General features: G+C 71.0%; 17 protein-coding genes and 1 tRNA gene. 3 read left to right on the forward strand and 15 right to left on the reverse strand.

Annotation, left to right across the window (positions count from 1 at the left end; genetic code table 11):
• Positions 1–160 precede the first annotated feature (160 nt).
• Positions 161–1,531 (reverse strand): signal recognition particle protein, encoded by a 1,371-nt coding sequence (gene ffh, locus ACYU7H_RS01785; protein ID WP_460811995.1) that lies wholly within the window; start codon positions 1,529–1,531, stop codon positions 161–163.
• Positions 1,532–1,833: 302 nt separating this feature from the next.
• Between ffh and ACYU7H_RS01790 the strand changes: the two genes are divergently transcribed.
• Positions 1,834–2,628 carry a cytochrome C assembly family protein gene (locus ACYU7H_RS01790; protein ID WP_460811996.1) on the forward strand — a complete coding sequence of 265 codons (795 nt, stop codon included), beginning with the start codon at positions 1,834–1,836 and terminating at the stop codon, positions 2,626–2,628.
• A gap of 9 nt (positions 2,629–2,637) precedes the next feature.
• Here the strand turns inward: ACYU7H_RS01790 and ACYU7H_RS01795 are convergent, their stop codons facing one another.
• From ACYU7H_RS01795 to ACYU7H_RS01815, 5 genes are all read right to left on the reverse strand, one after another.
• Complete coding sequence (locus tag ACYU7H_RS01795) at positions 2,638–3,744, reverse strand: HupE/UreJ family protein (protein ID WP_460811998.1); 1,107 nt, start codon at positions 3,742–3,744, stop codon at positions 2,638–2,640.
• Positions 3,741–4,859 (reverse strand): tetratricopeptide repeat protein, encoded by a 1,119-nt coding sequence (locus ACYU7H_RS01800; RefSeq protein ID WP_460811999.1) that lies wholly within the window; start codon positions 4,857–4,859, stop codon positions 3,741–3,743. The genes ACYU7H_RS01795 and ACYU7H_RS01800 overlap by 4 nt, the downstream gene beginning before the upstream one ends.
• Before the next feature lie 77 nt (positions 4,860–4,936).
• Positions 4,937–6,325, reverse strand: coding sequence for a DUF4331 domain-containing protein (locus ACYU7H_RS01805; RefSeq protein WP_460812001.1), 1,389 nt, complete (start codon positions 6,323–6,325; stop codon positions 4,937–4,939).
• Positions 6,326–6,531: 206 nt separating this feature from the next.
• Positions 6,532–7,923 (reverse strand): DNA repair protein RadA, encoded by a 1,392-nt coding sequence (radA, locus tag ACYU7H_RS01810; protein ID WP_460812003.1) that lies wholly within the window; start codon positions 7,921–7,923, stop codon positions 6,532–6,534.
• Between the two features lie 184 nt (positions 7,924–8,107).
• Positions 8,108–9,019: a DUF808 domain-containing protein gene (locus tag ACYU7H_RS01815; protein ID WP_460812005.1), complete on the reverse strand. Its 912-nt coding sequence runs from the start codon at positions 9,017–9,019 to the stop codon at positions 8,108–8,110.
• A gap of 226 nt (positions 9,020–9,245) precedes the next feature.
• On the opposite strand from ACYU7H_RS01815, the gene ACYU7H_RS01820 reads away from it, so the two are divergent.
• Together ACYU7H_RS01820 and ACYU7H_RS01825 are read left to right on the forward strand one after the other, a co-directional pair.
• Positions 9,246–11,786: a DEAD/DEAH box helicase gene (locus ACYU7H_RS01820; protein WP_460812007.1), complete on the forward strand. Its 2,541-nt coding sequence runs from the start codon at positions 9,246–9,248 to the stop codon at positions 11,784–11,786.
• Positions 11,783–12,685: a ribonuclease H-like domain-containing protein gene (locus ACYU7H_RS01825; RefSeq protein ID WP_460812009.1), complete on the forward strand. Its 903-nt coding sequence runs from the start codon at positions 11,783–11,785 to the stop codon at positions 12,683–12,685. The genes ACYU7H_RS01820 and ACYU7H_RS01825 overlap by 4 nt, the downstream gene beginning before the upstream one ends.
• A gap of 21 nt (positions 12,686–12,706) precedes the next feature.
• On the opposite strand, the gene ACYU7H_RS01830 is transcribed toward ACYU7H_RS01825, so the two are convergent.
• The 9 genes from ACYU7H_RS01830 to ACYU7H_RS01870 all read right to left on the reverse strand — a co-directional run bounded on the left by ACYU7H_RS01830 (position 12,707) and on the right by ACYU7H_RS01870 (position 22,134).
• Positions 12,707–13,981: a nucleotide sugar dehydrogenase gene (locus ACYU7H_RS01830; protein ID WP_460812011.1), complete on the reverse strand. Its 1,275-nt coding sequence runs from the start codon at positions 13,979–13,981 to the stop codon at positions 12,707–12,709.
• Between the two features lie 132 nt (positions 13,982–14,113).
• Positions 14,114–15,124, reverse strand: a complete 1,011-nt coding sequence (locus ACYU7H_RS01835) for an NAD-dependent epimerase (protein ID WP_460812013.1) — start codon at positions 15,122–15,124, stop codon at positions 14,114–14,116.
• Between the two features lie 64 nt (positions 15,125–15,188).
• Positions 15,189–15,698 (reverse strand): VanZ family protein, encoded by a 510-nt coding sequence (locus ACYU7H_RS01840; RefSeq protein ID WP_460812015.1) that lies wholly within the window; start codon positions 15,696–15,698, stop codon positions 15,189–15,191.
• 194 nt (positions 15,699–15,892) lie between these two features.
• Positions 15,893–15,968: transfer RNA gene (locus ACYU7H_RS01845), tRNA-Thr, on the reverse strand.
• A 115-nt stretch (positions 15,969–16,083) separates the two neighbouring features.
• Positions 16,084–16,344, reverse strand: a complete 261-nt coding sequence (locus ACYU7H_RS01850) for a hypothetical protein (protein WP_460812017.1) — start codon at positions 16,342–16,344, stop codon at positions 16,084–16,086.
• A gap of 71 nt (positions 16,345–16,415) precedes the next feature.
• Complete coding sequence (gene ispH, locus ACYU7H_RS01855; protein WP_460812019.1) at positions 16,416–17,366, reverse strand: 4-hydroxy-3-methylbut-2-enyl diphosphate reductase; 951 nt, start codon at positions 17,364–17,366, stop codon at positions 16,416–16,418.
• A 173-nt stretch (positions 17,367–17,539) separates the two neighbouring features.
• Positions 17,540–18,043, reverse strand: a complete 504-nt coding sequence (gene lspA / locus ACYU7H_RS01860) for a signal peptidase II (protein ID WP_460812021.1) — start codon at positions 18,041–18,043, stop codon at positions 17,540–17,542.
• A 234-nt stretch (positions 18,044–18,277) separates the two neighbouring features.
• Complete coding sequence (gene ileS, locus ACYU7H_RS01865) at positions 18,278–21,157, reverse strand: isoleucine--tRNA ligase (RefSeq protein ID WP_460812023.1); 2,880 nt, start codon at positions 21,155–21,157, stop codon at positions 18,278–18,280.
• Positions 21,154–22,134 (reverse strand): bifunctional riboflavin kinase/FAD synthetase, encoded by a 981-nt coding sequence (locus tag ACYU7H_RS01870; protein ID WP_460813028.1) that lies wholly within the window; start codon positions 22,132–22,134, stop codon positions 21,154–21,156. Before ACYU7H_RS01870 ends, ileS begins: the two co-directional genes overlap by 4 nt.
• Between the last annotated feature and the right edge of the window lie 298 nt (positions 22,135–22,432).

Consider the following 22,432-nt stretch of genomic DNA (forward strand, 5'->3'; position numbering starts at 1 on the left):
CACGCCCCTCGCGGACCGCACCCCCCGTAGGAGCGCCTCTACAGGCGCGAAGGCTCTCGTCCGTCGCCCTCACAACTGTTCCCCTGCACGGGGCCAATCGGCCGCGGCCCCGGGTGCAATCGCGCGCGTAGGCGCGCTCCTACGGGGGCAAGCCTTCCGCTCAGCGCATCGGGGGCATGCCGCGGCCGCCCATCATTCCCTGCATGCCGCGGAGCATGCCCTTCATGCCGCCGCCGCGGCCGAGCTTGCCCATCATCTTCTCCATCTGCTGGAAGGCCTTCAGCAGGCGGTTGACGTCGGCCGGGGTCACCCCGGCGCCGGAGGCGATGCGCTTGCGGCGCGAGCCGTTGAGCAGCGCCGGATTGCGGCGCTCGCGCGGGGTCATCGAATTGATGATGGCGATCTGGCGCGGCACCTCCTTGCCCGTCACCTGCGCCTTCACCGAATCCGGGATCTTGCCCATGCCCGGCAGCTTGTCCATCAGGCCGGAGATGCCGCCCATGCCCTGCATCTGCTCGAGCTGGTCGCGCATGTCCTCGAGGTTGAACTTCTTGCCCTTGGCGACCTTCGCCGCGAGCTTGGCCGCCTTGTCCTTGTCGACGTCGCGCTCGACCTGCTCGACCAGGCTGAGCACGTCGCCCATGTCGAGGATGCGGTTGGCGACGCGGTCGGGGTGGAACACGTCCAGCCCGTCGGGCTTCTCGCCGGTGCCGATGAACTTGATCGGCCGCCCGGTGACGTAGCGCACCGACAGCGCCGCGCCGCCGCGGGCGTCGCCGTCGGTCTTGGTCAGCACGACACCGGTCAGGGGCAGCGCCTCGGAGAACGCCTTGGCGGTGTTGGCCGCGTCCTGGCCGGTCATCGAGTCGACGACGAACAGGGTCTCGGCCGGATTCGTCGCGGCGTGCAGGGCCTTGATCTCCGCCATCATCGCCTCGTCGATGGCGAGGCGGCCGGCGGTGTCGACGATGAGCACGTCCACGAACGTCTTCCTCGCCTCGTCGATCGCCGCGCGGACGATGGCTTCGGGCTTCTGCGACGGGTCGGAGGCGAAGAACTGCGCGCCGACCTGCCCGGCCAGCGTCTGCAGCTGCTCGATGGCGGCCGGGCGGTACACGTCGGCCGACACGACCATGACCTTCTTCCTGCGCCGCTCCCTCAGGTGCTTGGCGAGCTTGGCGACGGTGGTGGTCTTGCCCGCGCCCTGCAGGCCGGCCATCAGGATGACCGCCGGCGCCGGCACGTTGAGGTTGAGGTCGGTGGCCTGCGCGCCCATCACCGCCGTGAGCTCGTCGCGCACGACCTTGATCAGGGCCTGGCCCGGGGTCAGCGACTTGAGCACTTCCTGGCCGACGGCGCGGACCTTGATCCGCTCGACCAGCGCCTGCACGACCGGCAGCGCGACGTCGGCCTCCAGCAGCGCGATGCGCACCTCGCGGGTCGCCTCGCGGATGTTCTCCTCGGTCAGGCGGCCGCGCCCGCGCAGGCGCTCGATGGTGCCGGACAGGCGCTGGGTCAGGGACTCGAACATGCGGGGCCTTGCGGGGGCAGCGGAAGCGAACCGCGGATTATAGGCGGCCGGCCGGTGACGGGCTCCGCCCCCCCTGTCGTCCCGAGCGAAGCGAGGGACCTGCTTTGTCTTGTTGCGATCAAAAGCAGGTCCCTCGCTCCGCTCGGGACGACAGTGCCGCTCGGGACGACAGTGCCGCTCGGGACGACAGTGCCGCTCGGGACGACAGTGCCGCTCGGGACGACAGGGCCGCTCGGGACGACAGTGCCGGGCGGGGCGACTGGGGCGGGCGGGACGGGTCGCGGCTGTGCCACACTCGGCCGATGACACTCGTTCTCATTGCTGTCCTGGCCTATCTCGCCGCCACCGTGCTGCTCATGCGCACGATGGCCGTCGAGGCCAGCGGCGTAGGACGCGCCTGGCTCGCGGTCGCGGTCACGGGCGTCGTCCTCCACGCGGTCCACCATGCGCGCGAATGGCAGGCCACCGGCGTGCCGGACCTGCATTTCTTCGCCGCGCTCTCGCTGACCGGCCTGGGCATGGCGGCGCTGACCACGCTCTTCGGCGCCAGCGGGCGCATGGCCGCGCTGGGCGTGTTCGTGTTCCCGCTGGCCGCCACGCTGCTGGTGGGCGACGCCTCGGTGGCGACGGCCCCGGGCGCGCCGATGCCCTGGCCGATCCAGTTGCACGCCTGGTGCGCGCTGCTCGCATACGCCGTGCTGGCGATCGCGGCATTGCTCGCGCTGTTGTCGTGGGCGCAGGAACGTGCGCTGCGCCGCCACGAGCGCCACCGGTGGATGCGCGCCCTGCCCCCCCTGGTCGAGCTCGAATCGCTGCTCTTCCGCACGATCGCCGTCGGCTTCGTCCTGCTCACCGCGACGCTTTTGACCGGCGTGCTGTTCGTCGAGGACATGTTCGCCCAGCACCTGGCGCACAAGACGGTGTTCAGCGTGCTCAGCTGGCTGGCCTTCGGGGTGCTGCTGTTGGGCCGCTGGCGCCGCGGCTGGCGCGGGCGCACGGCGGTGGGCTGGACGCTGGCGGCCATGGCGTTGCTGGCGCTGGCGTTCTTCGGCAGCAAGTTCGTGGTCGAACTGGTGCTGGGCCGCGGCGTCGGCTGACGCCGACGACTAGCCGCCCACCCGTTCGACCAGCCAGAAGAGCGCGAGGCCCGCGACGGCCAGCGACACCAGCGGCATGCCGACGTGCCGGTACCAACGGGTTCGCGCCGCCACGTAGAGGGGCGGCAGCGCGAACACGACGATCGCGAGCTGGCCGATCTCGACGCCCAGGTTGAAGCCGAGCAGAGCCCACGTGCGCCCTGACGCCGGAAGCCCGAGCGCGGACAGCGCCCCGGCGAATCCGAAGCCATGGACCAGGCCGAACAGGAAGGCCAGTTTCCACGTCCGCCCCGACCATCGCGGACGCAGGTTGGCGAGCGCCGCGATGATGATGCTCCCGGCGATGACCGCTTCGACCGCCGCACTGTCCACGCGGACCCAACCCAGCACGGCGGCCGCGAGCGTCAGCGAGTGGGCGAGCGTGAACGCGGTCGCGACCGCCGCGGAATGGAACAACGCCGTGCGGAAGCTTCCCGAAGGTCGCCATGCACCGCCCACCGTGGCCAGCCCGGCCGGAAGCAGGAGCGCGACGAGGAACGCGATGTGGTCGTAGCCGATGGCCAGGTGCCTGATGCCCTCGACGAAGAAGCTGGAGAATCCGCTCGACTGCACCGCTGGAATGGCGACGCCCTGGCGATTTCCTCCCGTGACGACCGCGGCCTGCGATGCGCCTTCGCGAACGCGCACGAACGCACGGTGCTCCGGGTCCGTTTCGGCGAAGAGCCGATACGTGAAGCGCAGCGCACCTTGCGATGGGCAGGCCACGCGGTAATCGAGCGTGAGGTGACCAAGGCCGTCGATCCGTCGCGTGGCGAGTCCACGCGGGTGCAGGGTGCACGCTCGCCCCCCGCGTTCGAGCCGCATCCCGTCGACGCCCATCTCGAGCAGGTCCTGCCGGCGCGCCCAGGCCTCTCCCCAGGTAATCCGGTCGTCGCGGTCCGCATCCAGGGGCAACGCCAATGCGGCGTCCACGACGGGCACGTCGAGCGTCAGGACGTCACCGTCCTCGTGCCCTTGCTCGATCAGGACGTGCGCCGTCGACACCGAGTGCGCGCTGGCAACGGGCGGCAGCGCGCCCAGCAGGAGACCCACCGCGAGCAGGCGCCAGCGCGTCATTGGACCATCGCCTCCACCGGCACGCCTTCCCGGCTCGCCCATGCCCTGGCGGCGTCCACGGCTTCCGGTCGCCCGGCCGCTCGCGCGGCGTCGACCAGGACCGCCACGTCTTCGTGGTCCCGCTGGCACTCGAAGTTCTCGAGCGCAAGTGCCAGCGCACGTCCGGGATCTTCCCCGCACGCCAGGATCAACGCCGCTTCGTCCCGGGCCTCGGGGACGGCCCCTGCCCGTCGCAGTCGTGCGAACTCCCGGGCCAGGGCGCGGCACGCATCGATGGCCCCCGCAGCGCCGGCCTCGACGCCCGCCAATGCGCGCTGTACGCGGATCACGCCTTGGCCGCGCGCCGTTCCAAGCATCTCGAGCGCAGCCTCCGGCCGTTCCGTCCGCCTGAGATGACGCGACCAGGCGACCAGGACGCGAGCATCTCCCGGTGACGCGCGAAGGGCACGCGTGAACCACGCGTCTGCCACCTCCGCTTGCTTCGCGCGAGAGGCCGCCTCCGCACGCATCAGGAGGACATACGTCGCGGCATCCGGCATGGGCATCGCCTGCGACAGGCTGAGATCCAGGAGTTCCCCTGCCTGGCGGTATCGGCCCACGCGCAACTCGACGGCGGCCGTGCAGACGAGACCCCGGGCCGCGTCCAGGCCCACCGCCAGGGCACGGCAATCCTCGCGGGCCGCCCGGATCCGTCCCTGCACAAGGCGCAATTGCGCCCGGGCCAGCCGCAGCTCTCCATCCCGGGGCGCGGACCGGATGGCGGCGTCCAGCAGGGTCCCGGCGTCTTCGAAACGATGCCCGTGCTGGAGGACGGACGCGTGCAGGCCCTGCATGCGCACGCTCCGGAGCTGCTCCCGAGGCAGGCTTTCCAGCAACGCGGACGCGCGACCCGCAAACCGTCCGTCGCCCGTGGTCGCCGCCAGCGCGAGCAGTGTCTCGACCCTGTCGGCGGGGGAATCCGGTTCGCCATCCTGCGACCCACTGGAAAACCCTTCGGGCAGGTGTTCCACGATGTGGTCCCGGGACTCGGGGACATACGCGCGCGGCATCCCGTCCCCGCCCTCCGTGCAGCCGGACAGCGCGCAGGCACCGGCCAGCCAGGCGATCACGATCAACCGCGTCGCCCTCGCGATGGACGATCGCGGCCGGGCTTGCACCCGACCGCGAGAGGCGCTGTCCGGCGACATCGCCTTCAGTTCGCAGGCGCGCCGGGAAGCGGCGTATTGAGGTACGGGAACCCCGGCCTGAATGCCGTCGCGTCCATGCGGACGCCATCGGTGTAGGGCAATTGGCCATCCGGCGCCTCCGACGCGCTCAGCAGGGCCCCCATCGCCACGCGCAGTTCGATGTCGACGACGTCGTCGCCCGGCCGCCGACCGTTCGGGAAGCCGGCCACGTCACCCGCCAGGGCCCCCAGGTCCATCTGGCTGGCAGGCGCCTTCGGCGCGATCGACGTGTTCAGGCGCAACATCTCGGCCGGCCGGACGTATGGAGACGGCTTGTTGAGGCCGTCAAGTCCCGTCAGGAATGCCGCCACCAGGTCCGACCTGGGGTAGGTCGTCGGCGCCTGCACGCCGAACAGCGCCTGCAGCAGGATGGGCAGCGTCGGCCGCGTCACGTAGTCGGCGAACTGCCTGTCGAAGTACGGCTGGGACGCGTTGAAGGCGTCCTTGTCGGGCAGGCCGACGACCACCTCGTTGACGAGCGGCATGCCCAGGCGGGAGACGGGACGCTGGTTGCCGTTGGCATCCGGAAGGTAGGCACTTGTCCACGCACCGATCACCGGATCGCCGTTGGTCAGGCACGAGATCGGGAATTCGAGGGCGATCGTGGTGACGTTCTTGTCCGTGAGCGCATTGGGTTCCGCGTCGCGTTCACCGACCGGGTTGGTGTTCACGAGGTCGAAGACCTCGCCGAGGTTCACCGCGAAGCCCTCCCTGCGCTGTCCGACGAACACGCGGCCTTCGAAGGGGCATCCGTCGACCTGGATGCGCGAAACGTGCCGGTCGGCGTAGGACCCGTAGTTGGGGATCGACTTGTTGCCGATGTTGTCGAACGGCTTGAGGAACATCGGCCCCGGATTCCTCAGGCTCCAGTTCGTCGCCACCCGCGGCTCGCCCTGGTTCATCCGCGCCACGACGACGTACGACTGGTCCACGTTCAGGGCGGCGTTCTGCGCGCCGCTGTCGCCGAACGGGCCGATGTTGCTCAATGGAACGGGCATGTCCCGTCCATCGACCGGGACCGTGAGGTTCTTGTACTTGTTGTAGAAGCGGAAATAGAAGGAATGGTTGGGCAACGCGTCGCCGTCGCTGTCGACGTGGATCGCATACACCGCGCGCGGATCCATGAGGAAGTAGTTCGGACCGCCGTAGGGATCCTGCAGGGGCTGGTAGTTGGCGAGGAACGTCACGAACCCCTGCCGGTCGGGTTCATAACTCCTGAACATGTAGAAATCGGTGGCATCCACCTTGGGCGTTCCCGTCACGAGCGGCGCCTCCCGGTGGCTGGAAGCGAGCACGGTGGTCCCGCATGCCAATGCGAGCACCGCTGCGATCGGCGCGAATTTCGCGGATTTCATGGTCGAGCTCCTGGTTCGGAAGACGGTGTCGACGCGAGCGGCCCGGGACGATCCCGGTCGTTCAGGCAGGGGTTACGGTCGCCGGCGGGCGACGGATGCAGCGCCGGTCACCCGGCTTCCCCTGAACGACGCAGCGACCCGCGCGAGGCGCGGAGCCGGTCGACCTGAATGGACGCGCGGGGGGATTCCCCGCCTTCGGCCGCCCGCTACGCCACTTCGAGCGCGTCGGCGAGCCGCTCCACGGCGATGACTTCCAAGTCGCGGATGCGGCCGGATTTCGGCGCATTGGCCCTCGGCACGATCGCGCGCGCGAAGCCGTGGGTGGCGGCCTCCTTCAGGCGCTCCTCGCCGTTGGGCACGGGCCGGATCTCGCCGGACAGGCCAACCTCGCCGAACGCGATCGTCTTCTCGGCCAGCGGGCGGTCGCGCAGCGACGACAGCACCGCCAGCAGCACCGGGAGGTCGGCGGCGGTCTCCTGCAGGCGCATGCCGCCGACCACGTTGACGAACACGTCCTGGTCGCCGGTGCCCACCCCGCCATGGCGGTGCAGCACCGCCAGCAGCATCGCGAGGCGGTTGCCCTCAAGGCCCACGGCCACGCGGCGCGGGTTGGACAGCGGCGATGAATCGACCAGCGCCTGGACCTCGACGAGCAACGGGCGCGTGCCCTCGCGCGTGACCATCACGCAACTGCCGGGCTGCTGCAGGCTGCCGCCGGACAGGAAGATCGCCGACGGGTTCGGGACTTCCTTGAGCCCGGCGTCGCCCATCGCGAACACACCCAGTTCGTTGACCGCGCCGAAGCGGTTCTTGAACGCGCGCAGCACCCGGTAGCGGCTGCCGCTCTCGCCCTCGAAATAGAGCACCGCGTCGACCATGTGCTCGAGCACGCGCGGGCCGGCGATGCCGCCCTCCTTGGTGACGTGGCCGACCAGGAACACGGCGGTGCCGGTCTCCTTGGCGAAGCGCACCAGGCGCGCGGCCGACTCGCGCACCTGGCTGACGGAGCCCGCCGCGGCGGTGAGGGTGTCGGTCCACAGCGTCTGGATCGAGTCGGCGACGATCAGGCGCGGGCGCGCCTCCGACGCGTGCGCGAGGATGCGCTCGACGCCGGTTTCGGCCAGCGCCGACACGCCCTCGAGCGGCAGCCCCAGCCGCTGCGCGCGGCCGGCGACCTGGGCCAGCGACTCCTCGCCGGTGACGTACAGGCCCGGGAGCGTGGTGCCCATCCTCGCGGCTGCCTGCAGCAGCAGTGTCGACTTGCCGATGCCCGGGTCGCCGCCGACCAGCACCACCGCGCCCTCCACCAGGCCGCCGCCAAGCACGCGGTCGAGTTCGCCGATGCCGGTGGACACGCGCGCGTGGGCGCCCGACTGGACTTCGGACAGCGCAACGACCGCCGGTGCGTCCGCGCCACCGGCCCAGCCGGCCTTGCGCGGCGGCGTGGCCACCCGGCGGGCGGCCGCGGGTTCCACCACGAATTCGGTCAGCGTGTCCCATTCGCCGCAGGCGCTGCACTGGCCCTGCCACTTGGAATGGTCCGAACCGCATTGCGTGCACACGTAGGCGGTGCGGGCCTTGGTGGTGGTCTTCCCCATGGGCGCCATTGTGCGGGCAGGCGTCTCGCCCCGCGAGACCCGAACACCAGCGCCCCCTGTAGGAGCGCGCCTACGCGCGCGAATGCCGCCGGCGCCAGTGATTCTTCGGTCGCCCAGTCGGCCAGGCACGCCATGGTGGCGCGGGATCGCGCCTGTAGAGGCGCTCCTACGGTGGGTGCGTCCGCTACGCCGCGGCGGGCTTGCTGCGCATGCGCTGGAACAGGGTGACCACGCCGACGATCACCGCGCCCACGGCCATCCCGATGGCGGCATTGGCCAGCGATTCGACGAGCACGCCGGCCCAGCCTTCCGGCGCGATGCCTTCGATCCAGTGGTGGACCGCCGGGATCGAGTGGGCAAGGATGCCGCCACCCACCAGGAACATCGCCGCGGTGCCGGCCACCGAGAGGAACTTCATCAGGTACGGCGCCGAATACACCAGCCCGCGTCCGAGCGCGGCGACCGCGCCCTCCTTGGCCGCCAGGTGCTCGCCGGCATCGTCCATCTTCACGATGCCCGCCACCAGGCCGTACACGCCGACGGTCATCGCCGCGGCGATCAGGGTCAGCACCAGCGCCTGCTGCGCCAGCGGCTGCCCATCGACCACGCCCAGCGAGAGCACGATGATTTCCGCCGACAGGATGAAGTCGGTTCGGATCGCGCCCTTGATCTTCTGCTTCTCGAAGGCGACGAGGTCGATGTCCTCGTCGGCGACCGCCTGGACGAGTTCATCGTGGTGCGCGGCGTCTTCCTCCTTCGAATGCAGGAAGCGGTGCAGCACCTTCTCCATGCCCTCGAACACGAGGTAGGCGCCGCCGATCATCATCAGCGGCGTGACCAGCACGGGGACAAAGGCGCTGATCGCCAGTGCGGCCGGCACGAGGATGGCCTTGTTGATCGCCGAGCCCTTGGCGACCGCCCAAACCACCGGCAGTTCGCGGGCCGCGTGCACGCCGGTCACCTGCTGGGCGTTGAGCGCCAGGTCGTCGCCGAGCACGCCGGCCGTCTTCTTCGCCGCGACCTTGGTGAGCACCGCCACGTCGTCCAGGACCGAGGCGATGTCGTCGAGCAGGGTGAACAGGCTGGCGCCGGCCATGCGGGGGTTCCGGATGCGGTGAGCGCCGCATTGTGGCAGGCGCGCGTCTCCGCCGCGTCGTCACTCCCTCCCCTGCTTGCAGGGGAGGGTTGGGGAGGGGGGCTCCTGGCTTGCGCAGGCAGGAGCACCTCCTCCCAACCTCCCCCTGCACGCAGGGGGAGGAGCATGCGTCCCACGTGGTGAGACGCACATCGGTTGCACTGGCCGCCCGCACCGAGGGCACGCCATGCACAGCCAGCTCCAACGGGTCGATTCGACCGATCCCGACGCCCCCGCCACCGGCACGGCGCTGCAGGCCAGCGTGCCGTGGCCGCAGGTGCCGGCGCGCGCGCCGGCCCGAGACGGCGGCACGCTCGCCACGCGCCTGCGCCGCAAGTACCTGGACCGGGTGACCGGCCACTTCGTTATTCCTGCCAACGCGGGCCGCAGCGCGCCGCTGCCCGATGACCTGCCCGCCCCGCTCGCCCGCGCGTTGCGCTCGCGCGGCATCGAGTCGCTGCACAGCCACCAGGCCGAGGCTTGGGACGCGGCCCGCCGGGGCGAGCACGTGGTGGTCGCCACGCCCACCGCCTCGGGCAAGTCGCTCTGCTACACCCTGCCGGTCGTGTCCGCGGCCATGGAGCGCAAGGCCAAGGCCCTGTACCTGTTCCCGACCAAGGCCCTGGCGCAGGACCAGGTCGCCGAGCTGATCGAACTCAGCCGTGCCGGCGAGCTGGGCATCCGCGCGGCCACCTTCGACGGCGACACCCCTGGCGACCAGCGCCAGGCCATCCGGCTGGCCGGTGACATCGTGGTGTCCAACCCGGACATGCTCCACCAGGGGATCCTGCCCCACCACACCAAGTGGGCGCAGTTCTTCGAGTCGCTGCAGTACGTGGTGATCGACGAGATCCACACGTACCGCGGCGTGTTCGGCTCGCACCTGGCCAACGTGCTGCGGCGGCTGCGGCGGGTGTGTGCGTTCTACGGGTCGAACCCGCAGTTCATCCTGTGCTCGGCGACGATCGGCAATGCCAAGGCGCACGCCGAGGCGCTGATCGAGGCCGATGCCACCGCAATCACCGAGTCCGGCGCGCCCTCCGGCGAGAAGCACGTACTGCTGTGGAACCCGCCGGTGGTGAACCCGGACCTCGGCCTGCGCGCCTCCGCCCGGTCGCAGACCAACCGGATCGCCCGCGCCGCCATCAAGGCCGGGTTGAAGACGCTGGTGTTCGCGCAGTCGCGGACGATGGTCGAGGTGCTGACCAAGTACCTGAAGGACGTGTTCGACCACGATCCGCGCAAGCCGGCCCGGATCCGCGCGTACCGCGGCGGCTACCTGCCCACCGAACGGCGCGACGCCGAGCGCGCCATGCGCGCGGGCAACATCGACGGCATCGTCTCGACCTCCGCGCTGGAACTGGGCGTGGACATCGGCAGCCTGGACGTGGTGGTGCTCAACGGGTACCCGGGCTCGATCTCCGGCACGTGGCAGCGCTTCGGCCGCGCCGGGCGGCGCCAGCAGGCCGCGGTCGGCGTGCTGGTGGCCAGTTCCGACCCGCTGGACCAGTACGTGGTCCGCAACCCGGCCTTCTTCGCCGACGCCCCGCCCGAGCACGCCCGCATCGCGCCGGACCAGCCGGTGATCCTGCTCGACCACATCCGCTGCGCGGCGTTCGAGCTGCCCTTCCGCACCGGCGAGCGGTTCGGCGAGGTCGACCCGCACGTCTACCTGGAGCTGCTGGCCGAGGACGGCGTGGTCCACCCGGAGGGCGGGCGCTGGGAGTGGATCGCCGACAGCTACCCGGCCAATGCGGTCAACCTGCGGTCGGTCGCCGACGGCAACTTCGTGGTCGTGGACCGCACCGACGGACGGCAGGTGATCATCGCCGAGGTCGACTACAGCTCCGCCCCGCTGATGCTCTACGAGGGCGCGATCCACATGGTCCAGTCCACGCCCTACCAGGTCGAGCACCTGGACTGGGAGGGCCGCAAGGCCTTCGTGACCCGGACGCACGTGGACTACTACACGGACGCGATCGACTACACCAAGCTCAAGGTGCTGGAGCGCTTCGACGGGTCGATCGCCGGCGAGGGCGGGTGCCACCACGGCGAAGTCCACGTGGTCCGGCGCGTGTCGGGCTACAAGAAGATCCGCTACTACACCCACGAGAACATCGGCTACGGGCCGGTGAACCTGCCCGACCAGGAGATGCACACCTCGGCGGCGTGGTGGCAACTGCCGCAGGCGACCTTGGAAGCCTTGTTCGAGTCGCGGCAGGACATGCTCGACGGGTTCCTGGGCGCGGCGCACGCGCTGCACGTGGTGGCCAAGGTGGCGGTGATGGCCGATGCCGCCGACCTGCGGAAGGCGGTCGGCAGCGGCGACGGGGCGTGGTTCGCGCAGGCCGACGGGCGGGGCCGCGGGCAGCTGCGCTCGCTCGACGAAGGCGTCAAGGATCCGCGCACGGCCGACGCGTTCGTTCCCACCGTGTTCCTCTACGACAACTACCCGGGCGGCGTGGGCCTGAGCGAGCCGCTGTGGCGCCGCCAGTCGGATCTGGTGCGCAACGCACGGGAACTGGTCGACGGCTGCGACTGCAAGGCCGGATGCCCGGCGTGCGTGGGCCCGGCGCTGGACACGGGACCTGGCGTGACCCCGCGCGAGCTCGCGGTCACCGTCCTCGCCGCGCTGGAGGCGCAGGACGCGCTGGAGGCGGAGAGCGCGGTGGACATCCGGAACGCTGACGCCGCGGATGCGTGGAATCCGCGGGACGCACAGACATGAGCGTGGCGCTGGAGCGGTTGCGGGCGCTGTCGCGGCAGGCCGGGCGGACGTCCAGTGCGGCGCTCGCGAAGGAGGTGGCGCGCCGGCCGGACGTGCTGGATGGGGACGGCCTTGCGCGGGGTCGCGCCCCGAGGTGCGCTCCTACAGGGAGTGTGTCGATTCCCGGCGGACGCCCCGCCGTGGACGCGCCGGCGTTGCGGTCACTGTTGCGGATCCGGCAACGCGGGATGCCCACGCTGCGCAGCGACGATCGCGAGGTGCCGGGCGTGGAGATCGCCCGTGGCCTGCACTACGCCGAGGCGTCACTCCCCGCACCGGATGTCCCGCCCGACGTCGACGGCGCGTTCGCCCGGCGCGACGCGCTGCCGACCGCCGACATGCTGTTCTTCGACACCGAAACCACCGGCCTGGCCGGTGGCGTGGGCACCCGCGCCTTCATGATCGGCGCCGCGCACTGGGCCGGCGGACAACTGCACGTCCGGCAACTGCTGATCACCGGCACCGGCGCGGAGCCCGCCATGCTCGAGGCGTTCGCCTCCTGGCTGCGCCCCGGCACGCAGCTGGTGAGCTACAACGGCCGCAGCTACGACGCGCCACTGCTCGCCGGACGGTTCCGCCTCGCGCGAATGGGCACGCCGCTTGCGGGCATCGATCACCTCGACCTGCTTCATCCCACGCGCCGCCGGTACAAGGGACGGTGGGAGAACTGCAGGCTCGCGACGATCGAGCGCAATGCGCTGTCGATCGTGCGCGAGGACGACGTGCCGGGCAGCGAGGCGCCGGCGGCGTGGCTGGGCTACCTGCGCGGGGGTTCCGCGGCGAAGCTTCGCGGCGTCGCGAGGCACAACCACCAGGACGTGGTCACCCTCGCCCGGCTGCTCCTCCACCTCGCCGCCTGAGCGCTCGGGCGCCCCCCCGCGTCACAAGCGCCCGTCGACGCGTCCTGCGGGCAGCGCGCCCTTGACGTCATAGACGACGCAGTCCGGCTTCGCATGGCGCAGCACGCCGTCGGCGCCATCCCGGAGCAACGTGGCGTGGGGCACTGCGAGCACGATCGCGTCGTAGGTCCCCGTCGGCGCTTCGATCCAGGCGTCGCCGACCTCGGCCTTCGCCTGCGCCGCGTCGGCCACGGGGTCGTAGGCCTCGACACGGGCGTTGGCGGCCTGCAGTTCGTGGATCACCTCGACCACGCGCGTGTTGCGCAGGTCCGGGCAGTCCTCCTTGAAGGTCACGCCAAGCACCAGGATGCGCGAATCGACCGCGTGGATCCGCTTGCGCGCCATCAGCCGCAGCACCTCGTGCGCGACGTACAGGCCCATGCGGCTGTTGATGCGGCGCGCGGTGAGGATCAGCTCCGGGTGGTAGCCCAGCACCGTCGCCTTGTGCGTCAGGTAGTAGGGATCCACGCCGATGCAGTGCCCGCCCACCAGCCCCGGGCGGAACGGCAGGAAGTTCCACTTCGTGCCGGCGGCGGCGAGCACGTCCTGGGTGTCGATCCCCATGGTGTGGAAGATCATCGCCAGTTCGTTGACCAGCGCGATGTTGAGGTCGCGCTGCGTGTTCTCGATGACCTTGGCCGCCTCGGCGACCTTGATGCTCGGCGCAAGGTGGGTGCCGGCGGGCACGATGCGCCGGTACAGCGCGTCCACGAAGGCCGCGGCCTCCGGGGACGAACCGGAGGTGACCTTCATGATGTCCGGCAGCCGCCGTGCCCGGTCACCCGGGTTGATGCGCTCCGGGCTGTAGCCGACGTGGAAGTCGGTGCCGAAGGCCAGGCCGGAGGCCCGTTCGAGGATGGGAACGCACACTTCCTCGGTTGTGCCCGGGTAGACCGTCGATTCGTAGACCACCACGTCGCCCGGCCTGATCCGCCCGCCGACCAGCGCGCTGGCCGCCTCGAGCGGCCGCAGGTCGGGGCGCGTCGCCTCGTCCACCGGGGTGGGCACGGTGATGACGTAGACGTTGCGGTCCTCGATGGCGGCGGCATCGGACGTCAACGCCAGGCGCGTCGCCGACGCCAGCTCCTCCGCCGAGGTCTCCCCGGTCCGGTCCCGTCCCCGCCGCAGTTCATCGACCCGCCCGGCGTCGATGTCGAATCCAACGGTGTCGAACTCCCGGCCGAAGGCCACCGCCAACGGCAGCCCGACGTAGCCCAGTCCCACCACGCACACGCGGGCGTCTTCGATTGACCGCATCCGATGTCCCCGTTTCCTGCCGTGGAGTGCCGCGGCGTCCCCCGCAAGCTGGGGAGATCATATCGCCCGGGACGCATGGCCCCCGCATCCCTTCCCGGAAACGTCAGGCGCCGGCGCGCCCGGTCAATGGCATCAGGGTTCGTAGTAGTCCCGGTACCACTCGACGAAGCGCGCCACGCCTTCCTCGACGGGCACGACGGGGCGGTAGCCCGTTGCCGCCGCGAGGTCCGAGACGTCGGCTTCGGTATCCGGCACGTCGCCGGCCTGCAGCGGCAGCATCTCCATCACCGCCTTCCGGCCCAGGCACTGCTCCAGCACCTCGATGTACCGCAGCAGTTCCACCGGCTGTTCGTTGCCGATGTTGAAGATGCGGTACGGCGCCACGCCACTGCTGGCCGGGTCCGGCGCCCGGCCGTCCCACGCCGCGTCCTTGGACGGCGGCCTGTCGAGCACGCGCACCACGCCCTCCGCGATGTCGTCCACGTAGGTGAAGCTGCGCTTGTGGTGGCCGTGGTTGAACACGCGGATGGGCTCGCCGGCCAGGATCGCGCGCGTGAACAGGAACAGCGCCATGTCCGGCCGGCCCCACGGGCCGTAGACGGTGAAGAAGCGCAGGCCCGTGCACGGGATGCCGTACAGGTGCGCATAGGCATGCGCCATCTGCTCGTTGGCCTTCTTGGTGGCCGCGTACAGGGTGAGCGGATGCTCCGTGGACGCGTGCTCGGAGAACGGCATGTCCAGGTTGGCGCCGTACACCGAACTGGTGGAGGCGAAGACCAGGTGCCCGACGCCATGGTGGCGGCAGCCCTCCAGCACGTGCAGCGTGCCGGTGACGTTGCTGCTGGCGTACACGTGCGGGTTCTCCGCCGCATAGCGCACGCCGGCCTGCGCCGCGAGGTGCACGACCCGCTCGGGCGCGTGACGGGCGAAGACGGACTCCACCGCCGCGCGGTCGGAGAGGTCCGCTGTCACGTGCGTGTAGCCGGGCACGTCCTGCAGGCGCGCCAGCCGGGCCTGCTTGAGGGTGACGTCGTAGTAGTCGTTGAGGTTGTCGAAGCCGACGACGGTGTCGCCGCGCGCGAGGAGCCTGTGGGCGACGTGGGAGCCGATGAAGCCGGCGGTGCCGGTGACGAGGACTTTCATTGGAGCTCCCTGGCGAACACCCGCGGAACGTCTTCCGTGGATTCAAACGGAAAGTGGAGGGGATCTAGGGCGTTCCCGCGTCGACCGGCGCCGTCCGCGTCCGCCAGACCCACGCTGCGCCGAGGCAGACCCCCGTCGCGACCCCCAGCAGGTTGATGCCGGCATCGGCGAGCCGGACCTCCCGGCTGTCGGTCAGCCACTGCGCGAACTCGGCCGCGACCGCCAGCCCGCACAGCAACAACACCCCAGGCCCGTTCCGGAGCCGGCGACAACCCACCCACAGCAACAGGGTCAGCCAGAAGAAGGCGGCCAGGTGCACCCAGTCGGGAATGTCCCATGGCGTCCGGGCCACGACCGCTTCGAGGGCGTCGACGCGATGGGCACCGACCCATGCCTTCAGCGTCGCGCCGGGAATGAACAGCAACCCGGACACCACCAGGGTCGACACGAACAGGAGCGCCCGGATCGTCGGCACGCAAAGCCGGGCCAGCACCAGCCCGACGCAGAGGGCGAGCGTGGCTAGCAGCAGGTCGGCACCGTTCAACGTCGTTGCGCCCCAATGCGGTTCGAGCACCGAAGCCCGTGGCCGCGGAACGTGGCCATGATAGCGAGAACACCAAACCCAAACGGTTGGAGCGCCGATGCCCGTCGACGCGGGTCCAGGCAGGGGATTCAGGACAGCCCGCGAATCGCCCGCGCTCGTGGCGGAGGTCCACGCGGCAATGTTCCGGAAACGACGAAGGCCCGCCGAAGCGGGCCTCCTGGATCTGGTGCCGGAAATAGGATTCGAACCTACGACCTACGCATTACGAATGCGCCGCTCTACCAACTGAGCTATTCCGGCGGGGTTGGCGGGCGATGCCGGCCAAGGGTGGGAATTCTACCGGGTTCGGCAGGCGACACCAACTGCCGGAATCCCGGGCGCCGTGCGGCACGCGACGGTGCACTGCCCCCGCGGGCTAGCCGGGGGCCTGCTCCCCCTCCCGCTCGGCCAGGATGCGCGCCGCCTCGAGGTCGGCGGCCACGCGATGCTGGAGGGACTTGCACATTTCCACGCCCGCGGGTGTCAGGCGGAAGACGCCATCCTCGTCTTCCGCCAGCAGCCCGCTCTGGACCAGCCGCTGGTGGATTTCGGTGTCGCCCGACTTCAGTTCGATCTGCTGGTCGACCCGCTTGAGGACCTCGAGCAGGGCCAGGTCTTCGATCGAGATCTCGTCCATGCTGCCCCCTTTCGCTGGACCCGCCGCGGCGAACCCGCGCGGACGGCTGGCGGAGTCTAGACCCAACCGGTTCAGTCGACCAGCTGGACGCGAAGCTCCTTGGGCAGCGCGAAGACCATGTTCTCCGGCTGGCCGGCCAGTTCGCGGGCATCGCCGCCGCCCAGTTCGCGCAGGCGCGCGAGCACGCCGCGGACCAGCACGTCCGGGGCCGAGGCGCCGGCGGTGACACCCACGCGGGCGCGGCCCTCGACCCAGGCGGGATCGATGTCCCCCGCGCCGTCGATCAGGTGGGCCTCGACGCCCTCGCGCTCGGCCAGCTCACGCAGCCGGTTTGAGTTGGAGCTGTTGGGCGAGCCGACGACCAGGATCAGGTCGCACTCGCGCGCCAGGTCGCGCACGGCGTCCTGGCGGTTCTGGGTGGCGTAGCAGATGTCGTCGTTCTTCGGGCCCTGGATCGCGGGGAAACGGGCCTTGAGCGCGTTGATCATCCCGCGGGTGTCGTCGACCGACAGGGTCGTCTGCGAGGTGTAGGCGCAGTTGTCCGGCTGGGCGAGCGCGAGCGTGGCGACGTCGTCCAGGTCCTCGACCAGGTGGATCGCGCCGTTGGCGCCCTCCTTCGCCCACTGGCCCATCGTGCCCTCGACCTCGGGGTGGCCGGCGTGGCCGATCAGGACCATGTCGCGGCCGGCGCGGCACTGGCGGGCGACCTCGAGGTGCACCTTGGTCACCAGCGGACAGGTGGCGTCGAACACCTTCAGGCCGCGGCGCTCGGCCTCGGCGCGCACGGCCTGGGAGACGCCGTGGGCGGAGAAGATGACCGTATTGCCGTCGGGGACCTCGTCCAGTTCCTCGACGAAGACGGCGCCGCGGGCGCGCAGTTCGTCGACCACGAAGCGGTTGTGGACGACCTCGTGGCGCACGTAGATCGGCGCGCCGAGCAGGTCGATGGCGCGGTTCACGATTTCGATCGCGCGGTCGACGCCGGCGCAGAAGCCGCGGGGGTTGGCGAGCAGGACGTCCATCGCGCCCATTTTACGCGCCGCGGGCCCTGCGGCGTGACCCGCGCCTGTCCCGGGCCTTCACTTGCCCCCGGGCCAGCGCAGCCCCGGAATGTCGTCCCGAGCGCAGCGAGGGACCTGCTTCTACGCATGCCGCGGGAAAAGCAGGTCCCTCGCTGCGCTCGGGACGACAGGTCTCAGGACGGGGTGGGCTGCTTGCGGGGGAACAGGCCGAAGACCGCGATCCCGATCGCGCCGCCCACGATGGCGGCGTCGGCGATGTTGAAGGCGGGCCAGTAGTAGTCCCGCCAATGCCACTGGATGAAGTCCACGACGTGCCCGTAGGCCAGCCGGTCGATGACGTTTCCGATCGCCCCGCCGATCACCAGCGCGAACGGCAGCGCGGTGCGCCAGTCGTCGCGCGGCGTGCGCCGCAGCCAGGCGCCCAGCAGCCCGCAGATCACCACCGCGGTGGCCAGGAAGAACCAGTGCTGCCAGCCGCCGGCATCGGCGAGGAAGCTGAAGGCCGCCCCAGTGTTGTAGGTGCGGTACCAGTTCCAGAAGCCGTCGATCACCGGGATCGCGGTGTACTCGGGCAGCGAGGTCAGCACCCACCACTTGGTGAGCTGGTCGAGGCCGATGACCACGGCCGAGAGGACGAGCCAGATCAGGGCGTTCGGGGTCGGGCGCGGGGTGGTCATGGGTGGCGTGTTCTTCTTCGGTTGAGGGGCGGCCTGTGCGCCGACATTCACGGTGGGTGCCGCTGTAGGAGCGCCTCTACAGTCGCGATGAAGCGCCTCCGCACCGGACCGGGGCATCGCCGCGTCCGAACCCGCGCGGGCGCCGGTGGGATCGCGCGCGTAGGCGCGCTCCTACAGGGTGTCCGAGCGCGTCGCGCGGGTGGGGCGATGTGGACCACGGGCGTCGGCGACTCATCAGAAGTAGTGGCGGTCCTCGCCGGGGCCTTCGATGTTGGTGACGCAGCGGCCGCAGATCGTCGGGTGGGCTTCGATCGAACCGACGTCGGCGCGGTGGTGCCAACAGCGCACGCACTTGGCCTTGTCCGTCGCCGCGGCGGTCACCTGGATCGCCTTCGCGTCCGGCGCGGCCTCGACCCTCACGTCGCCGCTGATGAAGAGGAAGCGCAGTTCCTCCGCCAGCGGCGCCAGCCGGTTCTGGTCGGCCACGCTGCAGCCCAGCGTGATCTCGGCCTCGAGCGCGGCGCCGATCTCGCCGCCCGCGCGCATCGGCTCGAGCACCTTGGCGACCTGCTCGCGCAGCGCCAGCAGGCGTTCGAAGTCGACCGCCGACAGCGCCGCGTCCTCCGGCAGCGCGGACAGGCCCGTGTACCAGGTGGCGAACAGCACGTTCTCCTCGCGCTCGCCCGTGGCCGGCGGCGGCAGGTGCGACCACAGCTCGTCGGCGGTGTATGCCAGCACCGGCGCGATCCAGCGCGCGAACGCCTCGACGACGTGGTACATCGCGGTCTGCGCGCTGCGCCGGCCGCGCGAGTCCTCAGGCATCGTGTAGAGCCGGTCCTTGGTCACGTCCAGGTACAGGGCGCCCAGGTCCACGCTGCAGAAGTTCGACAGCCCGTGCACGACCTCGGCGAAGTCGTAGCGCTCGTAGGCCGAAGTGATCTTCTGCTGCAGCTGGTGGGCGCGGTGCACGATCCAGCGGTCGAGCGCGACCATCTCCTGCGCATCGACCCGCTGCGTGCGCGGGTCGAACCCGTGCAGGTTGCCCAGCAGGAAGCGCGCGGTGTTGCGGATGCGGCGGTAGCCGTCGGCGCTGCGCTTCAGGATCTCGTCGGAGACCGACATCTCCTGGCGGTAGTCGGTGGCCGCGATCCACAGGCGCAGCACGTCCGCGCCCATCGCGTCGATGACCTTCTGCGGCTCGACCACGTTGCCGACCGACTTGGACATCTTCTTGCCCTGCGCGTCGACCGCGAAGCCGTGCGTGAGGACCTGTTTGTACGGCGCGCGGCCGTCCATCGCCACGCCGGTCAGCAGCGACGACTGGAACCAGCCGCGGTGCTGGTCGGAGCCTTCCAGGTACAGGTCGGCGGGTTTGTGCAGGCCCTCGGCGGCGCGCTGCTCGAGCACGCAGAAGTGGGTGACGCCCGAGTCGAACCAGACGTCGAGGATGTCCGGGACCTTGTCGTAGCGCTCGGCGTCGGCGCCCAGCAGGTCGGCGGTGTCGAGGGTGTACCAGGCGTCGGCGCCGTCGGTCTCGATCTTCTCGGCGATCTTGCGCATCAATGCCGGGGTCTCGGGGTGCGGCTCGCCGCTCTCGCGGTCGATGAACAGGCACAGCGGCACGCCCCAGAAGCGCTGCCGCGAGACGGTCCAGTCCGGGCGGCCCTCGACCATGCCGCGGATGCGGGCCCGGCCCCAGTCGGGCACGAACGCGGCGCCGTCGATGGCCGCCAGCGCGTCGCGGCGCAGGCCCTGCTTCTCCATCGAGATGAACCACTGCGGCGTGGCGCGGAACGCCACCGGCGTCTTGTGGCGCCAGCAGTGCGGGTAGCTGTGGCGCAGTTCCGAATGCGCGAGCAGGTTGCCGTCGGCGCGCAGCGCCTCGACGATGAGCGGGTTCGCCTTCCAGATGTGCACGCCGGCGATGGCGGTGTCGCCGATGCCCGGCGTGGAAGGCAAGTAGGCGCCGCGCGCGTCCACCGGGTTGAGTTCGTTGGCGGCGTACTTCGCCAGCAGGCCGTGGCGCTGGCCGGCCACGAAATCCTCCTGGCCGTGGCCGGGGGCGGTGTGCACGGCGCCGGTGCCCTCCTCGTCCGACACGTGCTCGGCGAGGATCAGCGGCACGTCGCGCGACCAGGCGGCGTCGCCGGCGCGGAACGGGTGGTCGAGGAGTGCACCGGCGAGTTCGGCGCCCCTGGCGCGGCCGTGGATCGTGGCCTCGTCGATGCCGTAGCGCTTGAGCGCGGCGTCGGCGAGGTCGGCGGCCAGCACGAGCCAACGGCGGGTTCCGTTGCGCGCGGGGCCATCGACGAGCACGTACTCGAGGTCCTCGCCCAGCGCGACCGCCAGGCTCGCCGGCAGTGTCCACGGCGTGGTGGTCCAGATCGGCACCGCGACCTCGACGCCCTCTGGCAGCGCGGCCTCGAACGCGGCGGCCAGCGCCTTCGGGTCGCGCGCCGGATAGGCGACATCGACCGCCGGCGACGTCTTGTCGGCGTACTCGATCTCCGCCTCGGCCAGCGCCGAGCCGCAGTCGAAGCACCAGTGCACCGGCTTCACGCCGCGCGACAGGTGCCCGCGCTCCACGATCTTCGCCAGCGCGCGCACGATGTCCGCCTCGTAGCGGAAGTCCATCGAGCGGTACGGGTTGTCCCAGTCGCCGATCACGCCCAGGCGCTTGAAGTCGCGGCGCTGGGTCTCGATCTGCTCGCCGGCGTACTCGCGGCACTTGGCGCGGAACTGCTCGGCGTCGAGCTTCACCCCGACCTTGCCGAACTTCTTCTCCACCGCGTGCTCGATCGGCAGGCCGTGGCAGTCCCAGCCCGGCACGTAGGGCGCGTCGAAGCCGGCCATGAGGCGCGACTTGACCACGATGTCCTTGAGCACCTTGTTGACCGCGTGGCCGATGTGGATCGCCCCGTTCGCGTACGGCGGGCCGTCGTGCAGGGTGAAGTTCGGGCGGCCCTTGGCGTGGGCGCGCACCTTCGCGTACAGGCCTTCCTCCTCCCAGCGCGCGAGCGTGTGCGGCTCCCGCCTGGGCAGGTCGCCCCGCATCGGGAAGTCGGTGGCCGGCAGGTGGATGGTGGCCTTGTAGGGGTTGGCGTCCTGGGTCACGCGTTGGCTCGTTGCTGGATGGGGGGCGTGGCGGGGTCGGCGTCGGCCGTGCGACCCGCGAGGGCATCAAGGATGTCACGCGCCGCGGCGGCATCGCGATCCATCTGCGCGACCAGGGCCGGCAGGTCGTCGAACTTCTCCTCGTCGCGGAGCTTGGCGACGAACTCGACCTCGAGCCGCTGGCCGTACAGGTCGCCGTCGAAGTCGAACAGGTGGGCCTCGAGCAGGGGCTCGCGGCCGTCGACCGTGGGGCGGGTGCCGAAGCTCGACACCGACGGCCAGGGCGCGTCGCCCACGCCGTGCACGCGGGTGGCGAAGATGCCAGTCAGCGGCGGCGCATGCGGGTAGCGCAGGTTCGCGGTCGGGTAGCCGAGCGTCCGGCCCAGGTGCTGGCCGTGCACGACGGTGCCTGCGATCGTGTACGGGCGGCCGAGCAGGCGGGCGGCGGCGCCGAAGTCACTGGCCGCGAGCGCGGCGCGCACGGCGGTGCTGGAGACGCGCTCGCCGTCCAGGTGCAGCGGCTCGATCGCGGCGGCGTCGAAGCCGTGGCGCGCGCCTTCGGCCTGCAGCAGCGCGAGGTCGCCCGCCCTGCCCTTGCCGAAGCGGAAGTCGGGGCCGATGCGCACGGCCCGGGCGCCGAGGCGGTCGACCAGGACCTCGCCCACGAAGGCCTCGGCCGACTGCGCGGCGAGCGAGGCGTCGAAGTGCAGCATGCCGACCAGGTCGATGCCGAGGTCCCACAGGCGCTCGATCTTCTGGCGCGTGGGCATCACGCGCGGCGGCCCCGCGTCCTTCGCGAAATACTCGCGCGGGAGCGGGTCGAAGGTGATCGCGACCGATGGGACGCCCAGCGCGCGGGCCCGTACGATCGTCGCGGCGACCAGGGCCTGGTGGCCGAGGTGCAGGCCGTCGAACGCACCGATGCACACCGCGCTGCCGGCCGGGCACAGCCGCGGGCCGGCGGGATCGCGGAACAGGGTGCAGTCGGGGCGGGCGGCGTCGTCCAGGGCGGGCGTGGCCGGCCAGCCCAAGGGCCGGCCCGGCAAGTCGAAAGCGGCCGGGCAGTATAGCCACCGGGACCCATGCACACCGCGGCCCCCTGCCCGTAGGAGCGCGCCTACGCGCGCGATGCCGCCGGCGCCGGGGCCATTCCGGAGGCCGCGATTGGGTCGCACGCGACGTGCCGCGCCCTTCGCGCCTGTAGAGGCGCTCCTACAGGAAACGCGAACCCTCTCGTAGGAGCGCGCCTACTCGCGCGATGCCACCGGCGCCGGG

The sequence above is a fragment of the Luteimonas pelagia genome, assembly GCF_054776035.1.

Excerpts from the sequence above, each read along its gene's own strand:
- ACYU7H_RS01835 (WP_460812013.1), bottom strand. The coding sequence starts at position 15,124 with ATGAAAGTCCTCGTCACCGGCACCGCCGGCTTCATCGGCTCCCACGTC.
- ACYU7H_RS01795 (WP_460811998.1), bottom strand. The coding sequence starts at position 3,744 with ATGACGCGCTGGCGCCTGCTCGCGGTGGGTCTCCTGCTGGGCGCGCTG.
- ACYU7H_RS01790 (WP_460811996.1), top strand. The coding sequence starts at position 1,834 with ATGACACTCGTTCTCATTGCTGTCCTGGCCTATCTCGCCGCCACCGTG.
- ispH (WP_460812019.1), bottom strand. The coding sequence starts at position 17,366 with ATGGACGTCCTGCTCGCCAACCCCCGCGGCTTCTGCGCCGGCGTCGAC.
- ACYU7H_RS01815 (WP_460812005.1), bottom strand. The coding sequence starts at position 9,019 with ATGGCCGGCGCCAGCCTGTTCACCCTGCTCGACGACATCGCCTCGGTC.
- ACYU7H_RS01850 (WP_460812017.1), bottom strand. The coding sequence starts at position 16,344 with ATGGACGAGATCTCGATCGAAGACCTGGCCCTGCTCGAGGTCCTCAAG.
- ffh (WP_460811995.1), bottom strand. The coding sequence starts at position 1,531 with ATGTTCGAGTCCCTGACCCAGCGCCTGTCCGGCACCATCGAGCGCCTG.
- ACYU7H_RS01830 (WP_460812011.1), bottom strand. The coding sequence starts at position 13,981 with ATGCGGTCAATCGAAGACGCCCGCGTGTGCGTGGTGGGACTGGGCTAC.
- ACYU7H_RS01820 (WP_460812007.1), top strand. The coding sequence starts at position 9,246 with ATGCACAGCCAGCTCCAACGGGTCGATTCGACCGATCCCGACGCCCCC.
- ACYU7H_RS01825 (WP_460812009.1), top strand. The coding sequence starts at position 11,783 with ATGAGCGTGGCGCTGGAGCGGTTGCGGGCGCTGTCGCGGCAGGCCGGG.
- lspA (WP_460812021.1), bottom strand. The coding sequence starts at position 18,043 with ATGACCACCCCGCGCCCGACCCCGAACGCCCTGATCTGGCTCGTCCTC.
- radA (WP_460812003.1), bottom strand. The coding sequence starts at position 7,923 with ATGGGGAAGACCACCACCAAGGCCCGCACCGCCTACGTGTGCACGCAA.
- ACYU7H_RS01805 (WP_460812001.1), bottom strand. The coding sequence starts at position 6,325 with ATGAAATCCGCGAAATTCGCGCCGATCGCAGCGGTGCTCGCATTGGCA.